The organism is Nocardioides panacisoli (genome assembly GCF_039537325.1).
Lineage (GTDB): Bacteria > Actinomycetota > Actinomycetes > Propionibacteriales > Nocardioidaceae > Nocardioides > Nocardioides panacisoli.
This window is the reverse complement of the sequence record NZ_BAABAH010000009.1, coordinates 44,709-71,360: the sequence shown is the minus strand read 5'-3', so window position 1 is coordinate 71,360 and position 26,652 is coordinate 44,709. Positions and strand designations below refer to the sequence as shown.

Here is a 26,652-nt window from a genome sequence, read left to right as displayed (position 1 = left end):
CTCCATCGTACGCCGTGCCCGTCCGCCGGGGCCTATCGGTAACGGCCGAGCGTCTCCCGGGCGGTGGCGGTGAACGTCTCGGTCAGCGCCGTCGGACGCAGCACCTGGGCGTGCGGAGCGAGGCGGAGCAGCAGCCGGGTCAGCCAGCGCGGGTCGGCGACGACGAGGTCGACCTCGACGGTGCCGTCCGGCTGCCGGCGCGCCTCCTGGACCGGGTAGTAGTCGGGCACCCAGTCCGCCTCAGGCTGCAGCAGGAGTGTCGCCGTGGTCCCCCCGGTCGGTGACTCCCCTGCCAGCAGGCCCGAGGTCACCTCGCGAGGCGGCTCGACGGTGGTCTCCATCGGGCTGTCGAGCACGGTCGCCGAGTCGATGCGGTCCAGCCGGAAGAACCTCATCGCGCCCGCCGCGTGGCAGAAGGCGTCGAGGTAGGAGAACCGGCCGTGCTGGACGACGCCGCGGGGGTCGACGACCCGCTCGGAGAGCTCGTCGCGCGACGGGACGTGGTAGCCGATGCGCAGCTGGCGGCCGCCGTCCAGCGCGCGCTGGATGGTGGCGGCCAAGGAGGCCAGCTGGGTCTCGGTGGGCTCGGCGGCGATCGCGACGGTGCGCGCGTGCGCCGCGGTCGCCGCTGCCTGGTCGAGCTTGGCCAGCACCGAGTCGACGACGGCCTGGGTCGCCGGCGGCGACGTCTCGCGCAGGGTGTGCAGCGCCACCGTCACGGCGGCGGCCTCGGTGGGGCTCAGCCGCATCGGCCGCGCCAGGTAGTCGGCGTTGTCGATCCGGATCACTCCGCCGGTGACCGGACCGCCCTCCTCGGACTCGATCGCGTCGAGGTCGACGTCGATCAGGTCGTCCGGAAGGCCCCCGGGGAGACCGCACATGAACAGCACCTTCAGGTCGCGCAGGACCTCGGCCGGGGTCGTGCCGAGCAGCTCCGCGGCATCGTCGAGGCGGACCTGGTCGCGGTGGTGGAGATAGGGCACGAGGGTGAGCAGCCGCGCGACCTGGTCGCGCGCGCCCGGGGTCGGTGTGGTGCGCGTCTGGGTCATCCGACCGCCTCGACCAGGCGCGCGACGACCTCGTCGCGCAGCGTCGCCGGCTCGACCAGCACGACGTCGGGACCGTGGTAGAGCACCTCGTCGACGAACCCACGAGCGGGGCGGGCCAGCTCGATCCGGTCCCACTCGGCGGTGCCGTCCGGGCCGTCGACGCCCGGCGTGAGGCGCGCCGCCCGGCGCCGGAACGTGTGTCCGGTGCCCTTGCGCGCCAGCAGGACGGCGCGAGGCGCGGCCGGCTCCGGTGCGAGCCGCTCGATGACCGCACGGAGGTCGGTGTCCGGCGGCACCGTGTACGCGTGCGGCTCGCCCACCGCCTCGACCTCGCCGAGCACCCGGTCGAGCCTGAACACCCGCTCGTCGCCGCGGTCGGTGTCGTAGCCGACGACGTACCACCGGCCCGTGGACCGGACGACACCCCACGGCTGCACGTGCCGCAGCCGCGACTCGGACTCCATCGGCCGCTGGTAGCGGAACTCGATCGCGCGCCGGTCGCAGACCGCCTCCCAGCAGCGCGCGAACGCCGGCTCGTCGCTGCTGGGTCGGGTCTGGGAGATCTCCAGCGCCTGCAGGTCGACGTCCACGCCGGCGGCGGTCAGCTTCCGGACCGCCTCGGTCGTCGCCTGCGCGGCGGTGGCGTGCTGCCAGCTCCGGGACGCGAGGCCGACGACGGCCGCCTCCTCGGGGGTCAGCTCGATGTCGGGGAGCGCGAACTCGTCGGCGGGGATGCGGTAGCCGACCTCGTCGTCGAACAGCGGGTCGATCGCGGCGACCTCCACCGGCACGCCCAGGCTGCGGAGCTCGTCCTTGTCGCGCTCGAACATCTTCTCGAAGGCGTCCGGGCGCGAGTCGGCGTACAGCAGCTCCCGGATCCGGTCCTTGGCGATCGGGTGCCGCTGCACCAGCAGCATGATGAGCAGGTTGAGGAGCCGCTCGCTCTTCGGCGCGGGCATTGCCCTAGTGTCTCATCGGATCAGGCGGTGCCGAGGACGTCGATGACGAAGTAGAGGATGTCGTCCCCGTTGATCGTCGGCGGCTGGCCCTTGCTGCCGTAGCCCTCGGCGGGCGGCACCTCGACGATGATCCGGCTGCCGACCGGTACGCCGACCAGGGCGTCGGACCAGCCCTTGATGACCGTGGTGCCGCCGCCCTTGGTCGCGGGAGCGATGTTCACCGCGAGGGTCTGGCCCTTGCTGTAGCTCTCGTCGAACGCCTCCTCGCCACCCCAGGTCTGTCCCAGGTAGTTGACGACGGTGATGTCGCCCTTCGCAACCTTGGGGCCGTTGCCCCGCAGCAGCGTGGTGACCTTGACGTCCTTGGCCTTGAGGTCCGGCTTGGGCAGCCCGCTGCTGTCGAGGCCGAACGGCACGCCCTTGTCGTCCTTCTCGAGCGTGGGCGCCCACGCGGCCGGGTGCACCGGCTTCGGCGTCGGGCCCGAGCGCACGGTCGACTCGAGGTCGGCGACGAACGCGATCCCGTCCTTGTTGCCGACGCCGATGTCGACGAGGTTGGTGGCGTAGTCCGGCCACTCCTGGTCGACGCTCGCGACGCCTTCGATCCGGGTGCCGATCTTGGTCTTCCCTGCCTCGATCTGGTCGGCGACGAGCTGGGCGACGAGGTCGATGGCCTTCTGCGGCTGCGCGCTCTGGCCGACCGTGATCTCGACCCCGGCCTCGTCGGCGCCGAACGTGTCGTAGTTGACGTTCTGGGTGTAGTCGTTCGAGATGGCGATGTTCACCAGCACGCCGTCGCCCTTCTGGAGGGTCGTGCCGTCGCCCTCGGTGACCACCTTCGTCTCGGCCTTTTGCGGCTCGAGCATGCCCTTCCAGTCGAACGTCGGGGTGCTGCCCACGTCGCCACTGATCGACACCGCGTCGAACCCCTTCTCGGTGTCCTCCGACGGTGAGCCGCCGCAGGCGGTCAGGGTGAGGGCGAGCGCGGGGGCAGCGAGCAGCGCGAGGGCGCGCTGGGGGCGACGGCGGAGAAGCACGCCGAAACCTTACAAGGGATGAATCACATGCCGTCGATCAGGCGCTGGACGCGCTCGTCGTAGGCCCGGAACGGGTCCTTGCAGAGCACGGTGCGCTGCGCCTGGTCGTTGAGCTTGAGGTGCACCCAGTCGACGGTGAAGTCGCGACGCCGCTCCTGGGCCTTGCGGATGAACTCGCCACGGAGCCGCGCCCGGGTGTTCTGCGGCGGCACCGACTTGGCCTCGAAGATCTTCAGGTCCGTGGTCACCCGGGCCACGGCACCACGCTTCTCCAGCAGGTAGTAGAGGCCCCGGCCGCGGTGGATGTCGTGGTAGGCGAGGTCGAGCTGCGCGATCCGCGGGTGGCTCAGCGGCAGGCCGTGCTTGGCGCGGTAGCGCTCGATCAGCTTCCACTTGATGACCCAGTCGATCTCGCGGTCGACCAGCCCGAGGTCGTCGGACTCCACGGCCTTGAGGCCGCGCTCCCACAGGTCGAGCGCGCGCTCGATGGTCGGCGTGCTGACCCCGCGCCGGTCCACGAAGTCGCGGGCCTTGGCGAGGTACTCCCCCTGGATCTCCAGGGCGCTCGCCTCGCGGCCGTTCGCGAGGCGCACCTTCCGGCGGCCGGTCGTGTCGTGCGAGATCTCGCGGATCGCCCGGATCGGGTTCTCCATCGTGAGGTCGCGCATCACCACGCCCTCCTCGATCATCCGCAGCACCAGGTCGCACGACGCCACCTTCAGGAGGGTGGTCGTCTCGCTCATGTTGGAGTCGCCGACGATCACGTGCAGACGGCGGTACTTCTCCGCGTCCGCGTGCGGCTCGTCGCGGGTGTTGATGATCGGCCGGCTGCGCGTGGTGGCGCTGGAGACGCCCTCCCAGATGTGCTCCGCGCGCTGGCTGACGGAGTACGTCGTGCCCCGCGGAGTCTGCGTGATCTTGCCGGCGCCGACCACGATCTGGCGGGTCACCAGGAACGGGATCAGCACGTCGGCGAGCCGGCTGAACTCGCCCGTGCGTCCGACGAGGTAGTTCTCGTGGCAGCCGTAGGAGTTGCCGGCGGAGTCGGTGTTGTTCTTGAACAGGTAGATCTCGCCGGCGATGCCCTCGTCGTGCAGCCGCTGCTCGGCGTCGAGGAGGAGCCCCTCGAGCACCCGCTCCCCTGCCTTGTCGTGGGTGACCAGGTCGACGACCTCGTCGCACTCCGGCGTGGCGTACTCGGGGTGGCTGCCGACGTCGAGGTAGAGCCGCGCGCCGTTGCGGAGGAAGACGTTGCTGGACCGTCCCCACGACACCACCTTGCGGAACAGGTAGCGGGCCACCTCGTCCGGGCTGAGCCGGCGCTGGCCGCGGAACGTGCAGGTGACGCCGTACTCGTTCTCGATCCCGAAGATCCGGCGGTCCATGTCTGAACACTACGGGGTGTCGGGGCGCTGCGGGGGGTACTGCGCGGGCATGCATCAGACGACTTCCGTGTGGTTGGACCGCCCGCGCGCCTCCTACCCCGCCCTGTCCGGAACGCCGACCTACGACGTGGTCGTGGTCGGCGGCGGGCTGACCGGGCTGCTGACCGGCCTGCTGCTCGCCCGGAGCGGGCAGTCGACGGCCGTGCTCGAGGGCCGGTACGTCGGCGCGGGCGCCAGCGGCAACACGACGGGCAAGGTGAGCCTCCTGCAGGGCACCAAGCTGAGCCGGATGCTGTCGAGCAACCCTCCGTCGGTCGTGCGCGACTACGTCACGGCGAACCAGGAGGGCCAGGCGTGGCTGGCGCGGTTCGCCAAGGACCACGGCGTGCCGGTCCAGGAGCGCCCGGCGTACACCTATGCGACCACCCGGATCGGTGAGCTGCGCGCCCGTGCCGAGCTCACCGCGGCCCAGGTCGCCGGGCTGGACGCGACCTGGGAGACCGAGACCGAGCTGCCGTTCGAGGTCCGCGGTGCGGTGCGGCTCGCGGACCAGCTGCAGCTGGACGCCATGCACCTGCTCGACGCGATCGCCGCCGCTTTCATCGCCGAGGGCGGGGTGCTCCACGAGCGCTCCCGGGTGGTCGACCTGCGCCGCTCCGGTGACGGCACGCGGGTGGTCACGCGGGAGGCGTCGGCCACGGCCGGGGCGGTCGTGCTCGCGACCAACCAGCCCATCCTGCTCCGCCACGGGTTCTTCGCCCGGCTCAAGGCCGAGCGGTCCTACGCCGCGGCGCTACGGTCGTCCTGGACCCCGCACGGGATGCACCTCTCCTCCGACCCCGTCGCGCACTCGATCCGGTCGCTGCCCGTCCCCGGTGGCGACGAGCTGCTGCTGGTCGGTGGCCACGGTCACCCGACCGGGCGCAGCCGCGCGACCGACCGGAAGCTGGCGGACCTCGTCGGCTGGGCGCGGTCCACGTTCCCCGCGACCGAGCTGACCCACACCTGGTCGGCCCAGGACCAGCGCTCGATGTCGACCCTCCCCTACGTGGGTCCTGCCTTCCCCGGCGACGAGCGGCTGTTCGTCGCGACCGGCTTCGACAAGTGGGGCTTCACCAACGCGCCCGCGGCCGCGCTGCTGCTCGCCAAGACGATCCTCGGCCCCGCCGCCGACGCCGAGCTGCCTGGGTGGCGGCGCGCGTTCTCGACGTGGACGCCGCGCGAGGTCGCCTCCTCCTGGCGGGGCCTGTTCTACAACGCCGAGGTCGGCGCGCAGCTGGCTGGCGGCTACGTCCGCAACGGCCCGCGCCGGCCGGTCGCGCACTCCGAGGTCGACGGCGTCGAGCACGACGTGTCGAAGGTGTGCCCGCACCTCGGCGGCATCCTGCGCTGGAACGAGGCCGCCCGGTCCTGGGACTGCCCGCTGCACGGGTCCCGGTTCGCCCCCGACGGCGAGGTCCTCGACGGACCGGCCGTGTGCGGGCTCAAGGACGTGCGGCCGAGCTAGAGCGGCGGCGCGACCGGCGGCTCGCCGCTGCCGGGGTCCTCCAGCGGCGGCACGGAGCCGCTGACCTGGTCGGTGGGGTCGTCGGGAGCGTCGGTGACCGGATCGCTGGCAGCGGTGCCGGGGTCGCCGTCCTCGGGGATCGGCGCGGCGTGCCGACCGGGCCCACGGTCGCCGAGCAGGGTGTCGAGCCGGGCCGGGAGGATCCGGGCGAACTTCCGCGGCTGGGTGCGGGTGCGGTCGAGCACCGCGACCTCGAGGTCGCTCGTGGGGATCACCCTGTCCTCGCTGGCGGAGTGGCCGAGCGCGGCGACCGCGACGGTCAGCGCCTCCTCGAGCGAGCAGCCGGCGGAGTAGTGCTCCTGCAGGTAGGCGGTGACGGTCTCGGCGTCGCCACCCATGACGGCGTAGCCGTGCTCGTCGGCCACCCGGCCCTCGTAGGTCAACCGGTAGACCTGGTCGTCGGCGGCGGCGTCACCGATCTCGGCGACGAAGATCTCCACCTCGTAGGGCTTCTCGCCACCGCTGGAGAAGATCGTGCCCAGCGTCTGGGCGTAGGCGTTGGCCAGCCCTCGGCCGGTGACGTCGCGGCGGTCGTAGGCGTAGCCGCGCATGTCGGCGAGCCGGACCCCGGCGATCCGCAGGTTCTCGAACTCGTTGTAGCGGCCGACGGCGGCGAACGCGATCCGGTCGTAGATCTCCGAGACCTTGTGCAGGGCCTGGGAGGGGTTCTCGGTGACGAAGAGGACGCCGTCGGCGTACTGGACGGCCACCAGGGACCGGCCCCGGCTGATGCCCTTGCGGGCGAAGTCGGCCCGGTCCTTCATCAGCTGCTCGGGCGAGACGTAGAACGGCATGCTCATGTCAGGCGTCCTCCCCCGTCGTCAGCGGCGCGACGGGTCCGTCGGGCCTGCGCATCCGGCCACCGATCACCCGGTCGGCGATCTCCGCGACCGCCTGCTCGGGCACCACCCGACCGCCGTCGGCGGTCACGACGTGCACCACCGGGAAGATCCGCCGGGTGACGTCGGGGCCGCCCGTGGCGGAGTCGTCGTCGGCGGCGTCGTAGAGCGCCTGGATGGCGAGGGTCACGCACTCCTGCTCGCTGAGGTCGTCGCGGAACAGCTTCTTCATCGCGCCGCGCGCGAACATCGAGCCCGACCCGACGGTGAAGAAGTGCCGCTCCTCGTGCCGGCCGCCCGTGACGTCGTAGCCGAAGATCCGTCCGATGCCCCGGTCGAGGTCGAAGCCGGCGAACATCGGCACGACGGCGAGGCCCTGCATCGCCATGCCCAGGTTCGCGCGGATCAGCGCCGAGAGCCGGTTGGCCTTGCCGTCGAGGCTGAGGACCGAGCCCTCGATCTTCTCGTAGTGCTCGAGCTCGACCTGGAACAGCCGCACCATCTCGACCGCGAGACCCGCTGTTCCGGCGATGCCGACCACGGAGTACTCGTCGGCGGGGAACACCTTCTCGATGTCCCGCTGCGCGATGACGTTGCCCATCGTCGCGCGGCGGTCACCCGCCATCACGAGCCCACCGGGGAACGTCGCCGCCACGATCGTGGTGCCGTGCGGCGCCAGGTCGGCGCCGGCCTGGTTGGCGCCGGCGGGAAGGGACTTCCGCGCCGGGAGCAGGTCGGGCTTGTGCTCGGCCAGGAAGTCGCTGAAGGAAGAGGTGCCGGGGCGCAGGAAGGCAGCCGGGAGCCGCGGGTCGTCCATCATCGGAGGACTACTCCCCGCCCTTCTGGATGAAGGACTTCACGAAGTCCTCGGCGTTGGACTCGAGCACGTCGTCGATCTCGTCGAGGATCGCGTCGACGTCGTCGTCCATCGCCTCCTTGCGCTCCGCGACGGTCTCGTCGGGCGCGACCGCGGGGGCCTCGTCCTCGTCCGAGGACTTCTTCGGCTGCTTCTGCTCCTGGGCCATGCCAGAACCCTACCGATCACCTAGTGAGTGCAGCGACCAGTTCCGCAGCGGTGTCGCACCGGTCGATCAGGTCGCCGACGTGTGCCTTGCTGCCGCGGAGCGGGTCGATGGTCGGGACCCGCTGCAGCGACTCCCGCCCCGGGAGGTCGAAGATGACGGAGTCCCACGACGCGGCGGCCACATGGGCGGCGTACTTCTCGAGGCAGCGGCCGCGGAAGAAGGCCCGGGTCTCGACCGGCGGCTCGTGCACGGCCGCCTCGATCGTGGCGTCGTCGAGCAGCCGCTGGATCCGGCCGGCCTTGACCAGCCGGTGGTAGAGCCCCTTCTCCGGGCGGATGTCGGAGTACTGGTAGTCGATCAGCTGGAGCTTGGCGTCGTCCCACTCCAAGCCGTCGCGCGATCGGTACTGCTCGAGCAGCTTGAGCTTCGCGACCCAGTCCAGCTGGTCGGCCAGCGACATCGGGTCGTGCTCGAGCCGGTCGAGGACCGACTCCCAGCGCGCGAGCACGTCGACCGTCTGCGCGTCGGCATCGGCGCCGTAGCGGTCCTCGACGTACTTCTTGGCCAGGTCGAGGTACTCCAGCTGCAGCTGGACCCCGGTCAGCTTCCGGCCGTCGGCCAAGGTGATCGTGCGGGTCAGGGTGGGGTCGTGGGACACCGCGCGGAGCGCCGCCACCGGCGTGTCGACGGTCAGGTCCCGGCCGATGAACCGCTCCTCGATCATCGCCAGGACCAGGGCGGTCGTGCCGACCTTCAGGTACGTCGAGATCTCCGAGAGGTTGGCGTCGCCGATGATCACGTGCAGCCGGCGGTACTTCTCCGGGTCGGCGTGCGGCTCGTCGCGGGTGTTGATGATCGGCCGCTTGAGGGTCGTCTCGAGGCCCACCTCGACCTCGAAGAAGTCGGCGCGCTGGCTGATCTGGAAGCCGTGCTCGCGCCCGTCCTGGCCCTTGCCGACGCGGCCGGCCCCGCAGACCACCTGCCGGCTGACGAAGAACGGCGTGAGGTGCCGGACGATGTCGGCGAAGGGCGTCGAGCGCCGCATCAGATAGTTCTCGTGGGCGCCGTAGGAGGCGCCCTTGTTGTCGGTGTTGTTCTTGTAGAGGACGATCGTCGGATTGCTGGGGAGCTGCTGCGCGCGGCGCGCCGCGTCGAGCATGACCAGCTCGCCGGCCTTGTCCCACCGCACGATGTCGAGGGGGGTGACGACCTCGGGCGTGGAGTACTCCGGGTGGGCGTGGTCGACGTAGAGCCGGGCGCCGTTCGTGAGGATCACGTTCGCGAGGCCGAGGTCCTCGTCGGTGAGCTGGCTGGGGTCGGCGACCTGGCGGGACATGTCGAACCCGCGGGCGTCGCGCAGCGGTGACTCCTCCTCGAAGTCCCACCGGGCACGCCGGGCGCGCACGGCAGCGGTCGCGTAGGCGTTCACCACCTGCGACGAGGCAACCATCGGGTTGGCCGTCGGCTGTCCCGGGACCGAGATGCCGTATTCGACCTCGGTGCCCATCACCCGGCGCACACTCATGCCTTCAGAGTACGGCGTGGCTGCGATCGATCCGGGAGGGTAGTGGTGGGGTGGCACGAGGAGGACGGTTGACGACGAGCGATGCGAGAGACGCCACCGAGAGCCCGGCTCTGCGCTGGCCGGCACGGCTCGGGATGGTCGGGTACGGCGTCGTGTACCTGCTGATCGCCTGGCTCGCGGTCCAGCTGGCGTTCGGCGACTCCGCCGGGCAGGCGTCAGGGAGCGGAGCCCTGCACGAGCTGGCGCAGCAGCCCTTCGGAGGCGTGCTCCTCGTCCTGGTGGCGGTCGGTCTCGCCGGGTTCTGCGTCTGGGAGGCGTGCCGGGCCGTGGCCGGGCACCGCTCCGACGACGGGGCGCGGCGCTGGGTCGCCCGCGCCGGGTCGGCGGGCCGCGCCCTCGTCTACGCGACGCTGGCGGTGCTCGCGGTGCTGACGGCCTTCGGGGACTCCAGCAGCGGCGGCGGCAGCCAGGGCACCACCGCGAGCCTGCTCAAGCTCCCGCTCGGCCCGGCGATCGTGGTCGCGGTGGGTCTCGGCATCGCCGCCGTAGGCCTGGTCGGCGGCTATCGGGGGATCAGCGACCGGTGGCGCAAGGACGTCGAGGTGGAGGGACAGCAGGGCAAGGTCGGCGGCGTGGTGGAGGTGCTCGCGCGCGCCGGCTACCTCAGCCGCGGGCTGGCGTTCCTCGCGGTCGCCGGGTTCTTCGTGTGGGCCGGCGTCGCCGACGACGCGCGGAAGTCCGGCGGGCTGGACCAGGCGATCGTCAAGCTCCGGGACGAGCCGTACGGCCCGTGGCTGATCCTCGTGGTCGCGATCGGGCTCGCCTGCTTCGGCGGGTTCCAGGCCTCTCGTGCGTGGTTCCTCCGGCGCGACTAGCACGCTGCCGTAGTCTCCGGCTGTGCGCGACTCAGGAGGCGGACCCGGCGGGGGCGAGGGGCGTGTGGAGCGGCTGCGGGCCCGGGTGGAGAAGCAGCAGGAGCGGATCGAGGAGCTTCGGGCCCGCGTGCGCAGCGAGCGGCCCCGCAACGACCTCTCCTACGTCTTCATCTGCACCTACGGCAGGTCCGGCTCGACGCTGCTGCAGGGCGTGCTGAACTCGATTCCCGGCTACCTGATCCGCGGCGAGAACCGGCAGGTCCTCCGGCACCTCTTCGAGCTCCACCAGACCGTGATGCGCCAGAAGCGGACCTTCAAGGGCTGGATCAACAGGGGCGAGCCCCTGCCCGTCAGCCACCCGTTCTACGGCATCGACGGCTACCCCGACACCGCGCACAGGGAGTTCCGCCGGCTGGCGCTGAACCTGCTGCTCCGCCCCGACGAGGACACCAGGGTCACCGGGTTCAAGGAGATCCGCTGGGCCGACGACGACGTCCTGGCCTACCTGCAGTTCCTTCGCAACGTCTTCCCCGACGCCCGGTTCGTCATCAACACCCGCAACCTCGACGACGTGGCGCAGAGCGCGTGGTGGGGCGAGGACCCCGACTCCCGCTCGGTGCTGGAGCGGGCCGAGGCCCGGCTGGCCGACATCGAGCAGGAGCTCGGCGGTTCGTCGTACCGGGTGCGCTACGACGAGTACGTCGCCGACCCCGCCGTGCTGGAGGGGCTCTTCGACTGGCTGGGCGAGGACTTCGACCTCGAGCGCGTGCGTGCCGTGCTCGACGTCGAGCACTCCTACCAGCCGCAGGACGACGACGCCGACGACGCCGACGACGAGGCGAGCTCCTAGAGGTACTGGCCGGTGTTGGAGACGGTGTCGATCGACCGGCCCGGCTCGGTGCCCTGCTTGCCGGTGACCAGCGTGCGGATGAAGACGATCCGCTCGCCCTTCTTGCCGGAGATCCGCGCCCAGTCGTCGGGGTTGGTCGTGTTGGGCAGGTCCTCGTTCTCCTTGAACTCGTCCACGCAGGCCTGGAGCAGGTGCGAGACCCGCAGGCCTTTCTGGTCGTGCTCGAGGAACTCCTTGATCGCCATCTTCTTGGCGCGGTCGACGATGTTCTGGATCATCGCGCCGGAGTTGAAGTCCTTGAAGTACAGGACCTCCTTGTCGCCGTTCGCGTAGGTGACCTCGAGGAACCGGTTGTCCTCGGTCTCGCTGTACATCCGCTCGACCGCGGCTCGGATCATCCCGGCCGTGCACGCCGCCCGGTCGTCGCCGAACTCGCGGAGGTCGTCGGCGTGCAGCGGGAGGTTCGGCGTGAGGTACTTGCTGAAGATGTCGCGCGCGGACTCGGCGTCGGGCCGCTCGATCTTGATCTTCACGTCGAGCCGCCCGGGCCGCAGGATCGCGGGGTCGATCATGTCCTCGCGGTTGGAGGCACCGATGACCAGCACGTTCTCGAGCAGCTCCACGCCGTCGATCTCGCTGAGCAGCTGCGGGACGATCGTGTTCTCCACGTCGGAGGAGACACCGGAGCCGCGGGTGCGGAACAGGGAGTCCATCTCGTCGAAGAACACGATGACCGGTGTGCCGGTCGAGGCCTTCTCCCGCGCGCGCTGGAACACGAGCCGGATGTGCCGCTCGGTCTCGCCGACGTACTTGTTGAGGAGCTCGGGGCCCTTGATGTTGAGGAAGTAGGACTTGCCCTCGGCGCCGGTCTTCGCCGCGACCTTCTTGGCCAGCGAGTTGGCGACGGCCTTGGCGATCAGCGTCTTCCCGCAGCCCGGAGGACCGTAGAGCAGGATGCCCTTCGGCGGCTTCAGCTCGTGCTCCGCGAAGAGCTCGGGGTGGAGGTACGGCAGCTCCACCGCGTCCTGGATCATCTCGATCTGGTTGCCCAGGCCGCCGATGGTCTCGTAGGTGATGTCCGGGACCTCCTCGAGGACCAGCTCCTCGACCTCGGACTTCGGGACCCGCTCGTAGACGTAGCCGGCGCGGCTGTCGAGCAGCAGGGAGTCGCCGGCGCGGAGCGTCTCGCCGCGCAGCGGCTCGGCCAGCCGGACGACGCGCTCCTCGTCGGCGTTGGCGATGACCAGGACCCGGTCGCCGTCGGCGAGCAGCTCCTTCATCATCACGACCTCGCCGACCGTCTCGTAGTCGAACGCCGCCACGACGTTGAGCGCCTCGTTGAGCATGACCTCCTGGCCGCGGCGCAGGGTGTCGAGGTCGACGTTGGGGCTGACGCTCACGCGGAGCTTGCGGCCGCCGGTGTGCACGTCGACGGTGTCGTCCTCGTTGCGCTGGAGGAACGTCCCGAACCCGGCGGGCGGCTGGGCGAGCCGGTCGACCTCCTCCTTGAGCTTCAGGATCTGGTCGCGTGCCTCGCGGAGCGTCCCGGCGAGCCGCTCGTTCTGCGCGGTGACGGCGGCGAGCGACCGCTGCGCGTCGGCGAGCCGGAGCTCGAGCGCGCGTGCGTGGCCGCCTGGGGAGTCGGTGAGCCGGAGCCGGAGGTCGTTGACCTCCGCCTCGAGGTAGTGGACCTGCTGCTGGAGCTCCTCGCGGCTCATCGACCCGCCTGTGCCCTCACCCATGCTCGACATCGGGACCCACCTCCTTGGTCGATTCGACCCTACTCGGTCCCGGGCGGTGGCGCGGGCTCGCTCGCCGGGCGTGGGCCGTCGTAATCGACTCCGTAGGCGCCGGGGGCCGGCCGCCGCTTCTTCAGGGGGGCCCGCTCCCCCGGTGCCATCCGCCGGGCCGTCACGAGGAAGGCGGTGTGACCCATCATCTTGTGGTCGGGGCGGACGGCGAGCCCCTCCACGTGCCAGTCCCGCACGAGCGACTCCCACGCCCGGGGCTCGGTGAAGCCGCCGTGGGCACGCAGCGTCTCGACGAACCGGGACAGCTGGGTCGTCGTGGCGACGTACCCGCAGACGATGCCGCCGGCCCGGAGTGCGTCGGCAGCCGCGTCGACGCACTCCCAGGGCGCCAGCATGTCGAGGATGATCCGGTCGCACCGCTCCCCCGACGCCGGCAGCTCCTCGGCGAGGTCGCCGACGGTGAGCTGCCACGCAGGGTGGGTCTGCCCGTCCGGAGCGCCGAAGAACTGGCGCACGTTGGCGCGCGCGACGTCCGCGAACTCCTCGCGCCGCTCGTAGGAGGACACGCGGCCGTAGGGGCCGACCGCACGCAGCAGCGAGCAGGTGAGCGCACCGGAGCCGACACCGGCCTCGACCACGTGGGCGCCGGGGAAGATGTCGGCCATCGCGACGACCTGGGCGGAGTCCTTGGGGTAGACGACCGCAGCGCCGCGCGGCATCGAGACGACGAACTCCGAGAGCAGCGGCCGGAAGACCAGGTACTCGCCGCCCGCCGACGACGTGACGGTGAAGCCCTCCTCGCGCCCGATCATCTCGTCGTGGTCGAGGTGGCCCTTGTTGGAGAAGAACCGCTTCCCGGCGACCAGCTCGAAGTTGTGCTTGCGGCCCTTGCCGTCCACGAGTCGCACCCACTCGCCCGCACGGAGCGGACCCCGGTGCACCCCGGACCACGCCTCGGGCGCGACGTCGTTCCTCTGCGCGTCCTCCATCACCGCGGCACCCTATCGCCGGTCGCTCAGCCGGCGGAGCGGACGGCCTTCTCCACGTCCGACGTGGCGAGCACGCCGAAGACGCCGCCGTGCTCGTCGACGAGCAGGTACTCGCTCGCCGGCGTCCGCCGGATCGCCTCGACCAGCTCGCTGCCGGTGATGGCGACGGGAAGCCGCAGCCCCGGGGCCAGGGTGCGGGCGACCGTCGACACGGCGACCCACGGTTGCCGGTCGCGCGGTGTCGCGTGCACCGCGGCCTCGTTGACCACGCCGATCGGCCGGCCGTCGGAGGTGACGGTGACGATGCTGCCGGCACCCGCCTCCTGCGCCCGGCGCACCGCCTCGGCGAGCGGGAGGTCGTCCGGTACGGCGAGCGTGCGGCGCGCGAGGTCGCGGGCGTGGATCGCAGCCACCCGGCCGCGGATCCGCGCGTTGGCGATCGCGTCGCTGGCACCGCTCCACAGGAACGCCGCGATGATCGCGGAGAGGATCACGTCGATGATGGTCGGCTGCGTGCCGAGCATCGCTGCCTGGAGGAACGGCCAGGCGAGCACGGCGACGGCGGCGACCCGGCCGCCCCACCCGGCGGCAGCGGTGCCGGTCGTGCTGCGGCCGGTGATGCGCCAGACCGCGGCCTTGAGGACCCGGCCGCCGTCGAGCGGCAGGCCGGGGACCAGGTTCAGCAGCCCGATGAGGATGTTCGCGCCGGCGAGGCCCTCGACGGTCAGCCGCAGCACCCCGTCGGGCGTCACGAACCACAGCGCCAGCGCGGCGGCGCCGACGGCGAGCGACGTGAGCGGCCCGACGACCGCGATCAGGAACTCCTCGCGGGGCGTCCGCGCCTCGCCCTCGATCGCGGTCACCCCGCCGAGGAAGTGCAGCGTGATCGAGTGGACCTCGAAGCCCTGCCGGCGGGCGACGATCGCGTGCGATGCCTCGTGGAGCAGCACGGCGAGGTAGAGCACGATCGCGAAGATGACGCCCACGACGTACTTCCAGCCGCCGAGACCGGGCTGGATCTCCTCCACCCGGGGCGCCATCAGGATCGCGATGAGCCCGGCGATGAGGAACCACGAGGACGACACCAGGACGTCGCTGCCCGCGACCGAACCGATGCGGAAGCTGCCCGGCGGCACGGGCTGCCGCCGGCGTGGCGCAGGTTCCTGGTCGGACACGTCTAGAGGCTATCCGAGGCGGCCACGCGGAGCGGTGGGGCGACGGTGTCGGCGGGCGGCCCTACAGTCCTGGCCATGACGACCACCGAGCCCGCCCTGGTGCAGCCGGCCGACCCGGCCGACCACGCGGGCACGGCCGTCGACGGTGTCGCGGTGGTCGGCGCCCTGTCGCCGTCCCGGGTCTCGGACTTCGTCGCGTGCCCGCTGATGTTCCGGTTCCGCACCATCGACCGGCTGCCGGAGCCGCCGTCCCCGGCCGCGGTTCGCGGCACGCTCGTGCACAGCGTCCTGGAGCGGCTGTTCGACCTGCCGGCGCCCGACCGCACGCCGCAGCACGCGGCGACGATGGTCGTCCCCACCTGGCAGCAGCTGGTGGCGGCCGAGCCGGGCCTGGAGTCGATGTTCACGCAGGGCGGCACGGAGATCACCGCCTGGCTCGCGTCCTGCCGCGAGGTGCTGGCCCGCTACTTCTCCCTCGAGGACCCGAGGCTCCTCGAGCCCGCCGACCGCGAGCTCTACGTCGAGACGATCACCGACACCAAGCTGCTGCTGCGCGGCGTCATCGACCGCGTCGACGTCGCGCCCGACGGTGCGATCCGCGTGGTCGACTACAAGACCGGGCCGTCTCCGGCAGAGATGTTCGAGGTCAAGGCGTTGTTCCAGCTGAAGTTCTACGCGCTGGTGATCTGGCGCACCCGCGGGGTGATCCCCGCGATGCTGCAGCTGATCTACCTCGGCAACAGCGAGGTGCTGCGCTACGCGCCCGACGAGCAGGACCTGCTGGCGACCGAGCGCAAGGTGCAGGCCGTGTGGGAGGCCGTCCGCCTCGCGCGCGAGACCGGCGACTGGCAGCCCAACCCCGGGTTCGCCTGCAAGTTCTGCTCCCACCAGCGGCTCTGCCCCGCCTACGGCGGCACGCCGCCGCCCCTCCCCGACCGCGATCAGCGGTCGACGACCGGCCCCGGACCCTCGGCGCCCTCTGGATAGAGCACGCACGCGACCTCGACGCCCCCGTCGCGGCGGAGCGCGGGGTCGACCCCGTCGTGGAACTCGATGCGCACGCCGTTGCCGTCGTCGGTGACCGAGGAGACGCCGCCCCAGAGCGGCTCGTCGACGTTCTCGTCGCGGATCCTGTCCAGGAGGTCCCGGGCCTCGGCGGACGTCGTGCGTCCGAAGTGCGCGGTCTTCGAGCCGGCGTCGAGGTGGTCGAGGTCGCCCACGATCCGCTGCTCGTGGGCGTACTCCTCCGGGCTCCGGCGGGTCCAGTGCCCCTCGACGAGCGTGCGCAGGTCGCGCGACTCCCACCCGCACACCGGCGTGGCCTTGAGGCAGCGCGGGTGGAACGAGCAGCCGAGCGGTGGTGCCGACGCGTCGGGGATCTCGCCTCGAGGCAGGTCCCGGCTGACCTTCCGGGACGGGTCCGGATCGGGGATCGCCGCGAGCAGCGCCTGGGTGTAGGGGTGCCGCGGCTTCGCGAAGATCTCCTCGGTCGGTCCGATCTCCACGATCCGGCCGAGGTACATGATCGCGATCCGGTCGCAGAAGAACTTCGCGCTGGCCAGGTCGTGGGTGATGTAGACGTAGGTCAGCCCGAGATCCTGCTTGAGGTCGAGCATCAGCTGCAGGATCTTGGCCCGCACCGACATGTCGAGCATCGAGATCGGCTCGTCGGCGACGAGCACGTCGGGGTCGAGGATGATCGCCCGCGCGAGCACGACGCGTTGCTTCTGCCCGCCCGACAGGTCGCGCGGGTACTTGTTGAGGAACAGCTCGACCGGCGACAACCCGACCCGCTCGAGGGTGTCGATCACCCGGCGCCGGCGCTCCGCGGCGGAGCGCACCCCGTGCACCCGCAGCGCGTCGCCGACGGCCTCGAGCACGGTCATCGACGGGTTGAGGGCGGCGTTCGGGTCCTGGAACGCCATCTGGATGTCGGCGCGGACGGCCCGCAGGTGGCGGCCCCTCATCGTCGCGATGTCCTCGCCCTCGAACAGGATGGAGCCCTCGGTCGCCGGCGCGAGCCCGAGGAGGGCGCGTCCCAGTGTGGACTTGCCGCTGCCGCTCTCGCCCACGAGGCCGAGCACCTCCCCGCGGCGCAGGGACACCGAGACGCCGTCGATGGCCTTGACGGTGCCGGTGTCGCGGCCGAGCAACCGCGCGAGCGTGCTGCCGCCCAGGTCGAAGTAGACCGACAGGTCCCGCACGTCGATGATCGTCTCGGGTCGGGTCGCGGCCTCAGGCTTCGTCGGCAACGGTCAGCTCCTCCTGCTTCAGCGGCTGCTCCCCGCCGGCGGGGATCTGGTCCTTCGGACCGACCAGCCAGCACTCGACCCGTCCGCCGCCCGGTCGCTCGATGTCCACCGGGTTGCGGCTCGCGCACACCTCCATCGCCTGCGGGCACCGCGGGTGGAACCGGCACGCGTCGGGCGGGTCGACCAGGTCGGGCGGCGCGCCCGGGATGAAGTTCAGCCCGGTGGTGCTCAGCGAGATCGTGGATCGCAGCAGCTCGCGGGTGTAGGGGTGCTGCGGGTTGCGGAACACGTCGGCGACCCGGCCCTGCTCGACGATCCGCCCGGCGTACATCACCGCGACCCGGTCGCACGCCTCCGCCACGATGCCGACGTTGTGCGTGATGAGCAGCAGCGAGGCGCGGAAGTTGCGGCGCAGGTCGTTGAGGATCTGGACGATCTGCGCCTCGACGAGGACGTCCAGCGCCGTCGTGGGCTCGTCGGCGACGACGAACGCCGGTCGCAGCACCAGGGCCAGCGCGATCATCAGCCGCTGGCGCATGCCGCCGGAGAACTCGTGCGGGTAGGACTTGTAGCGCGTCGGCGGGATGCCCATCAGGCGCATCGCCTCGAGCGCCATGTCCCGCACCTCGTCCTTGGACAGGTCCGGCTCGTGCTGGCGGATGGTCTCCTCGAAGTGCTGCGAGATCCGCATCAGCGGGTTCAGCCGGGTCAGCGGCTCCTGGAAGATCATCCCGAGGTCGTGGCCGCGCAGCTCGTAGGCGTCCTTCCTGCGCATCGACAGGATGTCCCGCCCCTTGAAGATGACCTCGCCGTCCCGTTTCGCGCCCGCCGGCAGCAGGCCCATCAGGCCGCGGCCGAGGGTGGACTTCCCGCAGCCCGACTCCCCCACGAGCCCCAGGGTCTCGCCCGGGGCGATCTCGAAGCTCACGCCGTCGACCGCCTGGATCGCCCCGCGCGTCGTGCCGTACCAGACCCGCACGTCGCGCGCCGAGATCACCGGCTCGGGGACGTGGACGCCGGCCGGCGCCTCGCTCGTGGTCACGTCAGCTCTCCTGTCCGTCGTCGGTCGCGGGCTGTCGCGGCGGCATCACGACCGGCAGCAGCCGGCGCTGCCGCAGGGTCGGGTTGAGCGTCTCGTTCAGTCCCTCGCCGACGAGGGTCAGGCCGGTGACCAGCAGCACGATCGCGAGGCCGGGGTAGAGACCGGTCCACCAGACGCCGGACGACGCGTCCGCCAGGGCGCGGTTGAGGTCGTGCCCCCACTCCGCGGCGTCGGTCGACTGGATGCCGAGCCCGAGGAACCCGAGGCCGGCGAGGGTCAGGATCGCATCGGCGGCGTTGAGCGTGCCGAGCACCGGGACCGACTGGACGACGTTGCCGAACAGGTAGCGGCGCATGATGACGCCGTCGCTGGCGCCGATCGCGCGCGCGGCCTCGACGTACGTCGCCTCCTTGGCGCTCACCGTGGTGTTGCGGACGACCCGGAAGTACTGGGGGATGTAGATCGCGGACAGCGACAGGGAGACCGCGAGCACGGTGCCGCCGACCAGGTTCGTCAGCAGGAAGGCGAACACGATCGCCAGCAGGAACGAGGGGAACGCGAAGATCGCGTCCATGATCAGCACCAGGATCCGGTCGAGCCAGCCGCCGTAGTAGCCGGACACGAGACCGAGCGGCACCCCGACCACGACGCAGATCACGATCGAAAAGAGCACGACCTGGATCGCCGTGCGCGCGCCCCAGATGACGCGCGAGAGGACGTCGAAGAAGAGCCGGTCGGTGCCGAACAGGTGGTCGCCGCTCGGGTGCCCGACCTTCGGGAAGTCGACGCCGCCGGACGAGGCCTGGGCGAAGCCGTACGGCGCCAGCCACGGCGCGAACACCGCCATGATGACGAACATCGCGGTGATGAGGATGCCGGCGACCAGCATCCAGCGAGCCAGGCCGGCCGTCTCGGTGAACGGCCGGGCGAGCGCCTTGAGGACCCGGCGCATCAGTACCTCACCCTCGGGTCGATGAGCGCGTTGACGATGTCGACCAACAGGCTGATCAGCACCACCGCCACCGCGAAGATCGTGATGATGCCCTGGACTGCGCCGTAGTCGCGGTCGTTGATGTAGTCGACCAGCTTCTGGCCGAGACCCGGCCAGTTGAAGGTCGCCTCGGTGAGGACCGCACCGCCGAGCAGCAGCGCGAACTGGAGGCCGATCACGGTGATGACGGGCACCAGGGCGTTGCGGAAGGCGTGCCGCCAGGTCACCTTGCCACGCGAGATGCCCCGGGCCTCCGCGGCCTCGACGTAGTCGGCCTGCATCGTCTGCAGGATGTTGACCCGCACGAGCCGGATGAAGACGCCGCAGATCAGCAGGCCGAGCGTGACTGCCGGCAGCACCAGGTGCTTGAGCACGTCCTGGATCGCGGTGCTGTCGCCGCTGATGAACGCGTCGATGAGCAGGATGTGGGTGTGCGGCTTGACCGTGAACGCGGTGATCGGACTGGACGCCCCTGACGTCGGCAGCCCGAGCGGCTCCGCGACGTACACCTGCAGCAGGAAGCCGACGAAGAAGATCGGGGCCGCGTAGCTCAGGATCCCGAACAGCCGGATGAAGACGTCCGGCACGGTGTCGCGGTAGCGGCCCGAGACCAGGCCGAGCGGGATGCCGACGAGCAGCGCGACGACGAACGCCGCGAGCGTCAGGGTCAGCGTGGCCCCGCCGTTGTCGCGGATCACGTGCAGGATCGGCTGGTTGTCGCTGAACGACTTCCCGAAGTCCAGGCGCGCGACCGAGGAGAGGTAGTCCCAGTACTGCGCGATCAGCGGCCGGTTGAAGCCGAGCTGCTCGCGCCGCTGCTCGAGGGCCTGCTCGTCGAGCTTGCCCCCGAGCGCGGCCGAGACCGGGTCGCCCGGTGCCACTCGGAGAACCACGAAGACCAGGGTGAGGATCACCCAGATCATCGGTATGACGAGTAGGACCCGCTGCAGGATGTAGCGAGGCAGGGATCCCGCAGCGGATCTACTCACGTCAGCTGTTCTTGGTGACCAACCAGAAGCGGAAGATGAACGAGGGGTCGAGGGTGTCCTCGACGCCGTTCATGCCCGCTCCGTAGACGGCCGTGTTCAGGCCGACCCACGACGGCATCAGCGGGACGTCCTGCGCAGTGATGTCCTGCAGCTGCCCGAAGATCTTCTCCCGCTCGGCCTGGTCGGAGGAGCCCTGCTCCTGGGCGACCAGCTTGTCCACCGTCTTGTTGGTGTAGCCGTTCTGGAAGAACCCGCCGTCCACGATGAACGGGGACAGGTAGTCGTCCGCGTCCGGGTAGTCCGGGAACCAGCCGAGCATCCAGACGTCGTAGGCGCCCTGCTTGTAGATCGTCTGGTACTGCTCCCACTCGGTGCTCTTCAGGGTGACGTTGAAGAGCCCGCTGTCGTTGAGCTGGCGCTCGAACTCGTTGGCCTCGTCCTCGGCCGCCGGGCCGTAGTGGGTGGGCGTCCACCCGACGGTCAGGTCGACCGGGGTCTTGATGCCGGCCTGCTGCAGGATCTGCTTCGCCTTGTCGACGCTCGGGTCGCCGTACTGCGCCTGGAACGAGTCGGTCTGGCCGCCGAAGCCCGGCGGGACGATCGAGTACAGCGGGTCCACGGTGCCGTCGTAGGCCTTGGACGCGATGGCGTCACGGTCGTAGAGCTGGGCGACCGCCTGCCGGATGGCGAGGTTCTTGCCGACCGGACCGTCGACCTTCCACGTCCAGTACCGGATCTCCGCGCCCTTGCCGCTGGCGACGGTGACGTTGTCGTCCTCCTTGAGGTCGCTGACGTCCGTCGGGGCGAGGCTGCGCCACGCGACGTCGACCTCGCCGTTCTGGACGGCGAGCTTCAGGGCCGACGGCTCCTTGTAGTACTTGACGTAGACCTGGCTGGCGCCGCCGGTGTTGTCGCCGGTGTAGTCGCCGTTCAGCTCGAGCACGGCCTGGTCGCCCGCCTTGTACTGGCTGAGCTTGTAGGGGCCGGAGCCGATGATCTTGTCGTCGTCGAGCTTGGTGTCGGCGGGGAAGACGTCCTCGTCGACGATCGCCGCGGCGCCCGGGTAGGTCAGGACGTACTGGAACGTCGTGTCCGGGTGGTCGAGGTGGAAGACGACGGTGGTGTCGTCGGGCGTGTCGATCGCCCCGTCGTTGAGGGTGACGACGCCCTTCTTGTCCGTGTCGGTGATGCTGCCGAGCAGGTAGATCGCGGCGCCGTTGGGGTCCTGGATCTTGATCGACCGCTCGAAGCTGTACTTCACGTCCGAGGAGGTGAGGTCGTCGCCGTTGGAGAACTTCAGGCCCGGCTTGAGCTTGCAGGTCAGGGTCTTCGGGTCGTCGTAGTCGCACGACTCGGCCGCGTCACCGACGATGTCCGTCGAGTTCGGCGGGACCGTGACGAGGGTCTGGTAGAGGTTGTACTCGAGGGTCGAGGAGCCCAGGTCGTAGGAGCCCGCGGGGTCCAGCGCGGTCACGGTGTCGGTGGTGCCGAGGATCCAGGCGTCGCCCGATCCGCCGCTGGCGCCACCGCCGCCGGAGTCGTCGTTCCCCCCGCAGGCCGCCATGGTCACCGCCAGCGCGCCCGCACCGAGGGCCGCGACGACAATCCGCCTCTTGTGTGCCATCCGAATGTTCTCCGCTCTGGTCCCCAAGGGGGCGGGGACCGGTCCCGGCGGAAGATACTCCGCGGTCCCGGAAGCGGCTAGGGAAGATCCGGTGGCGTTTGGTCTCGATCCGGCAACGTTTTCAGCACGTCGACGCCGAGGCCCTCGAGCGTGCTGCGGAAGGTGCGCCGAGGTCCGGGCGGCACCTGGACGTGGTTGGGGACCACCAGCACCCGGCAACCCGCGGCCGCGGCGGAGCGGGCCCCGGTGTCGGAGTCCTCGATCGCGACGCAGTCGCCGGCGTCGACGCCGAGCGCCGCTGCCGCGGTGAGGTAGGGCTCCGGGTGCGGCTTGCCGTTGTCGACCAGGTCGCCGGTGACAACGGCCCGGAACGTCTCCGGTGGGAGGTGCTCGAGGATCGGCGCGACGAACCGCTGGTAGGACATCGTCACGAGTGCGCACGGCACTCCCGCGTCGTGGAGCGCGAGCAGCAGCTCACGCGCCCCCGGGCACCACGGGACCGAGTGCCGCACCCGCTCGACGACGCCGTCGAGGAGCAGCTCGACGATCTCCTCGGGGCTCTGCGGCAGCCCCATCCGCGCCTTGATGTAGCGCCCGGACGTCAGCAGGTCGTTGCCGACGAGCTGCATCGCGTCCTCGTGGGTCCACGTGGCGCCGTGCTCCTCCGCGATGGCCACCTCGGTGGCCATCCAGTAGGGCTCGGTGTCCACGAGGGTCCCGTCCATGTCCCACAGGACGGCCGCCAAGGGTGGTTGAGGTGCGAGCGCAGCGAGCCTCGGAACCTCAGTCATCGGGGTCGTAGCCGAGGTTCGGCGAGAGCCAGCGCTCGGCCTCCTCGAGGGACCAGCCCTTGCGCTCGGCGTAGTCGGCGACCTGGTCGCGGCCGAGGCGGCCGACCACGAAGTACTGGCTCTCGGGGTGGGAGAAGTAGAAGCCGGAGACGGCCGCGCCCGGCCACATCGCCATCGACTCGGTGAGCTCGATGCCGGTGGCCGCCTGCACGTCCAGCAGGTCCCAGAGCGTCTGCTTCTCGGTGTGCTCCGGGCACGCCGGGTAGCCCGGGGCCGGCCGGATGCCGGCGTACTGCTCCTTGATGAGGCCGACGTTGTCGAGGTCCTCGTCAGGCGCGTAGCCCCACAGCTCCTTGCGCACCCGCTCGTGCATCCGCTCGGCGAAGGCCTCGGCGAGACGGTCGGCGAGCGACTCGAGGAGGATCGCGCTGTAGTCGTCGAGGTCCTTCTTGAACTCCAGGATCTTCTCCTGGCTGCCGAGTCCCGCCGTGACGGCGAACGCGCCGACGTGGTCCTCCAGCCCGCTGTCCTTCGGCGCGACGTAGTCGCCGATCGAGCGGTTCGGGACCCCCTCGCGGTGCTCGCCCTGCTGGCGCAGGTTGCGCAGCACGGCCCGGACCTCGCTGCGCGTGTCGTCGGTGTAGACCTCGATGTCGTCGCCGACCGCGCTGGCCGGGAACAGCCCGACCACGCCGTTGGCGGTCAGCCAGTTCTCCTCGATCAGCTGGTCGAGCATGGCCTGCGCGTCCTCGTAGAGCTTGCGCGCCGCCTGGCCGCTGGCCGGGTTGTTGAGGATGTCGGGGAACGAGCCCTTCATCTCCCAGGCGTTGAAGAACGGCTGCCAGTCGATGTAGGGGCGCAGCTCGGCGAGGTCGTAGCCCTCGAACCGGTGGATCCCGGGCTGCGCCGGCGTCGGCGGGGTGTACGCCGACCAGTCCAGCGGCGTGCGGTTGGCGCGCGCCTGCTCCAGGGACAGGATCGGGCGGTCGTGCTTGACGGCGTGGCGCGCCCGGAGCGAGTCGTAGTCGGTCCGCACGTCCGCGAGCAGGGCGTCGCGCTGGCGGTCGTCGAGCAGCGCAGCGGCCGTCGGCACGGAGCGGGAGGCGTCCTTGACCCAGACGACCGGGCCGTCGTACTTGGGGTCGACCTTGACCGCGGTGTGGGCGCGCGAGGTGGTCGCGCCCCCGATGAGCAGCGGGATCGTCAGGCCGAGGCGCTGCATCTCGGTCGCGAACCCGACCATCTCGTCGAGGCTCGGGGTGATCAGTCCGGACAGCCCGATGATGTCGGCGCCGACCTCCTGGGCGGTGTCGAGGATCTTCTGCGCCGGCACCATCACGCCGAGGTCGATGACCTCGTAGTTGTTGCAGGACAGCACGACGCCGACGATGTTCTTGCCGATGTCGTGGACGTCGCCCTTCACCGTGGCGAGCACGATCGTGCCGTTGGTGTCCTTTGCGGTCGCGAGCTCGGGGTTGTCCAGCTTTTCCTGCTCGATGAAGGGGATCAGGTAGGCGACCGCCTTCTTCATCACCCGCGCGCTCTTGACCACCTGGGGCAGGAACATCTTCCCGGCGCCGAACAGGTCGCCGACGACGTTCATGCCGTCCATGAGCGGGCCCTCGATCACCTCGATCGGGCGGCCGCCGCGCTCGGCGATCTCCTGGCGCAGCTCCTCGGTGTCGGCCTCGACGTAGCCGTCGATGCCCTTGACGAGGGCGTGGGTGATCCGCTCCCCGACGGGGAGGCCGCGCCACTCCTCGGTGGCAGCCTCCTCCTTCTCTCCGGAGCCGCGGTGCTGCTCGGCCAGCCCGAGCAGCCGCTCGGTGGCGGCCAGCGAGTCGTCGGTGCGGTTGAGGACGACGTCCTCGATCGCGTCACGCAGCTCGGGATCGACCTGGTCGTAGACCACCAGGGCGCCCGCGTTGACGATGCCCATGTCCAGGCCGGCGTCGATCGCGTGGTAGAGGAAGACCGCGTGGATCGCCTCGCGGACCGGGTTGTTGCCCCGGAACGAGAACGAGACGTTCGAGATGCCCCCCGACACCTTCGCCCCCGGCAGGTTCTCCTTGATCCACCGGGTGGCCTCGATGAAGTCCCGGCCGTAGGTCGCGTGCTCCTCGATGCCGGTCGCGACGGCGAACACGTTCGGGTCGAAGATGATGTCCTCGGGGTCGAAGCCGACCCGGTCGACCAGGATCCGGTAGGCGCGCTCGCAGATCTGCTTGCGCCGCTCGAGGTTGTCGGCCTGGCCGTCCTCGTCGAACGCCATCACGACGGCCGCGGCGCCGTACTTCCGGCACAGCTGCGCCTGGGCGATGAACTTCTCCTCGCCCTCCTTCATCGAGATCGAGTTGACGATCGGCTTGCCCTGGACGTTCTTCAGGCCGGCCTCGATGACCTCCCACTTGGAGGAGTCGATCATCACCGGGACCCGGCTGATGTCGGGCTCGGAGGCGATCAGCTTGAGGAACCGGTCCATCGCGGCGACGCCGTCGATCATGCCCTCGTCCATGTTGACGTCGATGACCTGCGCGCCGCTCTCGACCTGCTGGGCCGCGACCGACAGCGCCGTGTCGTAGTCGCCGTCCTTGATCAGGTTGCGGAACCGGGCCGAGCCGGTGATGTTGGTCCGCTCGCCGACGTTGACGAACAGGCTCTCCTCGGTGACCGAGAAGGGCTCGAGGCCGGACAGCCGGAGCGCGGGCCGCACCGAGGCGGGCTCGCGGCGCTGCTTGCCCTGCACGGCCTCGGCGATCGCGGCGATGTGGGCCGGCGTGGTGCCGCAGCAGCCGCCGACGATGTTCACGAACCCCGACTCGGCGAACTCCCCGACGATCCCGGCGGTGTCGGCCGGCGCCTCGTCGTACTCGCCGAACGCGTTGGGCAGGCCCGCGTTGGGGTACGCCGACACGAACGTGTCGGCCACCCGCGCCATCTCGGCGATGTAGGGGCGCATCTCCTTGGCGCCCAGCGCGCAGTTCAGGCCGACCGCGAGCGGGCGGGCGTGTCGCACGGAGTCCCAGAACGCCTCGGTCACCTGACCGGACAGGGTGCGGCCCGAGGCGTCGGTGATGGTGCCGGAGATCACCACCGGCCAGCGGCGCTGCGCCTCCTCGAACAGCGTCTGCACCGCGAAGATCGCGGCCTTGGCGTTGAGGGTGTCGAAGATCGTCTCGATGAAGAGCAGGTCCGCGCCGCCGTCGACCAGGCCGCGCGCGGCGTCCAGGTAGGCGTCGACGAGCTGGTCCCACGAGACGTTGCGGGCCGCGGGGTCGTTGACGTCGGGGCTGATCGAGGCGGTCCGGGTGGTCGGTCCGAGCGCACCGGCGACGTACCGCGTGCGTCCGGATGCGGCGGACACCTCGTCGGCGACCTCGCGCGCGAGGCGGGCCGAGGCGAGGTTCAGCTCGTAGGCCAGCTGCTCCATGCCGTAGTCGGCGAGCGAGACCGCGTTGGAGCTGAACGTGTTGGTCTCGATGATGTCGGCGCCGGCCTCGAGGTACTCGCGGTGGATGCCGGCGATCAGCGCGGGCTGCGTGATGGACAGCAGGTCGTTGTTGCCCTGGAGGTCCGAGGGCCACTCGGTGCGGTCGGAGAAGCGTTCGCCCCGGTAGCCGGCCTCGTCGGGGCGGTCGCGCTGGATCGCGGTCCCCATGGCGCCGTCGAGCACGACGATCCGCTCCCGCAGCAGGGCGGTCAGCTCGTCGGTGGCGTCCGGCCGGCGGTCCGGCGCGGGCAGGTCGGGGGCACCCATGGCAAGTCCTTCCGTGTGGAAGGCGTCCTTCGAAACAGTCCGAGCGTGGCGGACCCGGCTTGCCCAGGGTCCGTTGCAACGCCTCTCGGCTGGTCCAATCCTACGTGGCCGGGCGCGCCGGGTGGGAGAAAGCCCGCATCCTGGTCGGGTCGGCGTGGGTCTTCGCATTAGTCTCGACAA

The 26,652-nt window shown here is 70.8% G+C and carries 22 protein-coding genes; 4 read left to right on the top strand and 18 right to left on the bottom strand.

The features are described from left to right. Nucleotides 1–32 precede the first annotated feature (32 nt). The 4 genes from ABD709_RS13330 to pafA are packed head-to-tail and all read right to left on the bottom strand — an operon-like array spanning nt 33 to nt 4,430. A complete protein-coding gene (locus tag ABD709_RS13330; protein WP_344776164.1) occupies nt 33–1,049 on the bottom strand; it encodes a helix-turn-helix transcriptional regulator in 1,017 nt (338 codons plus the stop codon). Continuing rightward, complete coding sequence (locus ABD709_RS13325; RefSeq protein ID WP_344776162.1) at nt 1,046–2,008, bottom strand: helix-turn-helix transcriptional regulator; 963 nt, start codon at nt 2,006–2,008, stop codon at nt 1,046–1,048. The genes ABD709_RS13330 and ABD709_RS13325 overlap by 4 nt, the downstream gene beginning before the upstream one ends. A 20-nt stretch (nt 2,009–2,028) precedes the next feature. Further along, nucleotides 2,029–3,045 (bottom strand): FKBP-type peptidyl-prolyl cis-trans isomerase, encoded by a 1,017-nt coding sequence (locus ABD709_RS13320; protein ID WP_344776160.1) that lies wholly within the window; start codon nt 3,043–3,045, stop codon nt 2,029–2,031. A gap of 23 nt (nt 3,046–3,068) precedes the next feature. Beyond that, the gene (pafA, locus tag ABD709_RS13315; RefSeq protein WP_344776158.1) at nt 3,069–4,430 is read right to left on the bottom strand and encodes a Pup--protein ligase; all 1,362 of its coding nucleotides are present in this window, start codon (nt 4,428–4,430) and stop codon (nt 3,069–3,071) included. A gap of 49 nt (nt 4,431–4,479) precedes the next feature. Between pafA and ABD709_RS13310 the strand changes: the two genes are divergently transcribed. After that, a complete protein-coding gene (locus ABD709_RS13310; RefSeq protein WP_344776156.1) occupies nt 4,480–5,937 on the top strand; it encodes an FAD-dependent oxidoreductase in 1,458 nt (485 codons plus the stop codon). On the opposite strand, the gene prcA is transcribed toward ABD709_RS13310, so the two are convergent. The 4 genes from prcA to dop are packed head-to-tail and all read right to left on the bottom strand — an operon-like array spanning nt 5,934 to nt 9,386. Then, complete coding sequence (prcA, locus tag ABD709_RS13305; protein WP_344776154.1) at nt 5,934–6,797, bottom strand: proteasome subunit alpha; 864 nt, start codon at nt 6,795–6,797, stop codon at nt 5,934–5,936. The genes ABD709_RS13310 and prcA overlap by 4 nt on opposite strands. Nucleotide 6,798: 1 nt before the next feature. After that, nucleotides 6,799–7,653, bottom strand: coding sequence for a proteasome subunit beta (gene prcB / locus ABD709_RS13300; protein WP_344776314.1), 855 nt, complete (start codon nt 7,651–7,653; stop codon nt 6,799–6,801). A 10-nt stretch (nt 7,654–7,663) separates the two neighbouring features. After that, nucleotides 7,664–7,861 (bottom strand): ubiquitin-like protein Pup, encoded by a 198-nt coding sequence (locus ABD709_RS13295; protein ID WP_344776152.1) that lies wholly within the window; start codon nt 7,859–7,861, stop codon nt 7,664–7,666. 16 nt (nt 7,862–7,877) lie between these two features. Continuing rightward, nucleotides 7,878–9,386, bottom strand: coding sequence for a depupylase/deamidase Dop (gene dop / locus ABD709_RS13290; protein WP_344776150.1), 1,509 nt, complete (start codon nt 9,384–9,386; stop codon nt 7,878–7,880). 68 nt (nt 9,387–9,454) lie between these two features. Here dop and ABD709_RS13285 point away from each other — a divergent pair, with 68 nt between their 5' ends. Together ABD709_RS13285 and ABD709_RS13280 are read left to right on the top strand one after the other, a co-directional pair. After that, nucleotides 9,455–10,261: a DUF1206 domain-containing protein gene (locus tag ABD709_RS13285; protein WP_344776147.1), complete on the top strand. Its 807-nt coding sequence runs from the start codon at nt 9,455–9,457 to the stop codon at nt 10,259–10,261. Nucleotides 10,262–10,283: 22 nt separating this feature from the next. Then, nucleotides 10,284–11,111 carry a sulfotransferase gene (locus tag ABD709_RS13280; protein WP_344776145.1) on the top strand — a complete coding sequence of 276 codons (828 nt, stop codon included), beginning with the start codon at nt 10,284–10,286 and terminating at the stop codon, nt 11,109–11,111. Here ABD709_RS13280 and arc read toward each other — a convergent pair. Genes arc through ABD709_RS13265 form a run of 3 tightly spaced genes read right to left on the bottom strand, consistent with a single transcriptional unit; the run spans nt 11,108 to nt 15,026 of the window. After that, nucleotides 11,108–12,853 carry a proteasome ATPase gene (gene arc / locus ABD709_RS13275; RefSeq protein ID WP_425575136.1) on the bottom strand — a complete coding sequence of 582 codons (1,746 nt, stop codon included), beginning with the start codon at nt 12,851–12,853 and terminating at the stop codon, nt 11,108–11,110. The two genes, ABD709_RS13280 and arc, sit on opposite strands and share 4 nt — an antisense overlap. A gap of 38 nt (nt 12,854–12,891) precedes the next feature. Then, entirely contained in the window at nt 12,892–13,851 is a 960-nt protein-coding gene (locus ABD709_RS13270; RefSeq protein WP_344776142.1) for a tRNA (adenine-N1)-methyltransferase, read from the bottom strand. Nucleotides 13,852–13,877: 26 nt separating this feature from the next. Beyond that, the gene (locus ABD709_RS13265; protein WP_344776140.1) at nt 13,878–15,026 is read right to left on the bottom strand and encodes a site-2 protease family protein; all 1,149 of its coding nucleotides are present in this window, start codon (nt 15,024–15,026) and stop codon (nt 13,878–13,880) included. A 75-nt stretch (nt 15,027–15,101) separates the two neighbouring features. Between ABD709_RS13265 and ABD709_RS13260 the strand changes: the two genes are divergently transcribed. Then, the gene (locus ABD709_RS13260; RefSeq protein ID WP_344776138.1) at nt 15,102–16,013 is read left to right on the top strand and encodes a RecB family exonuclease; all 912 of its coding nucleotides are present in this window, start codon (nt 15,102–15,104) and stop codon (nt 16,011–16,013) included. Here ABD709_RS13260 and ABD709_RS13255 read toward each other — a convergent pair. The 7 genes from ABD709_RS13255 to metH all read right to left on the bottom strand — a co-directional run bounded on the left by ABD709_RS13255 (nt 15,968) and on the right by metH (nt 26,472). Next, the gene (locus tag ABD709_RS13255) at nt 15,968–17,278 is read right to left on the bottom strand and encodes an ABC transporter ATP-binding protein (RefSeq protein ID WP_344776136.1); all 1,311 of its coding nucleotides are present in this window, start codon (nt 17,276–17,278) and stop codon (nt 15,968–15,970) included. The two genes, ABD709_RS13260 and ABD709_RS13255, sit on opposite strands and share 46 nt — an antisense overlap. Beyond that, nucleotides 17,262–18,320, bottom strand: a complete 1,059-nt coding sequence (locus ABD709_RS13250) for an ABC transporter ATP-binding protein (protein WP_344776134.1) — start codon at nt 18,318–18,320, stop codon at nt 17,262–17,264. The genes ABD709_RS13255 and ABD709_RS13250 overlap by 17 nt, the downstream gene beginning before the upstream one ends. A gap of 1 nt (nt 18,321) precedes the next feature. Then, on the bottom strand, nt 18,322–19,272 hold the full coding sequence (locus tag ABD709_RS13245; protein WP_344776132.1) for an ABC transporter permease: 951 nt from the start codon (nt 19,270–19,272) through the stop codon (nt 18,322–18,324). Continuing rightward, complete coding sequence (locus ABD709_RS13240; RefSeq protein ID WP_344776130.1) at nt 19,272–20,300, bottom strand: ABC transporter permease; 1,029 nt, start codon at nt 20,298–20,300, stop codon at nt 19,272–19,274. The genes ABD709_RS13245 and ABD709_RS13240 overlap by 1 nt, the downstream gene beginning before the upstream one ends. A 1-nt stretch (nt 20,301) precedes the next feature. After that, nucleotides 20,302–21,924 (bottom strand): ABC transporter substrate-binding protein, encoded by a 1,623-nt coding sequence (locus ABD709_RS13235; protein WP_344776128.1) that lies wholly within the window; start codon nt 21,922–21,924, stop codon nt 20,302–20,304. 77 nt (nt 21,925–22,001) lie between these two features. Continuing rightward, nucleotides 22,002–22,715, bottom strand: a complete 714-nt coding sequence (locus ABD709_RS13230; RefSeq protein ID WP_344776126.1) for an HAD family hydrolase — start codon at nt 22,713–22,715, stop codon at nt 22,002–22,004. After that, entirely contained in the window at nt 22,708–26,472 is a 3,765-nt protein-coding gene (gene metH / locus ABD709_RS13225; RefSeq protein ID WP_344776124.1) for a methionine synthase, read from the bottom strand. Before metH ends, ABD709_RS13230 begins: the two co-directional genes overlap by 8 nt. Nucleotides 26,473–26,652 lie beyond the last annotated feature (180 nt).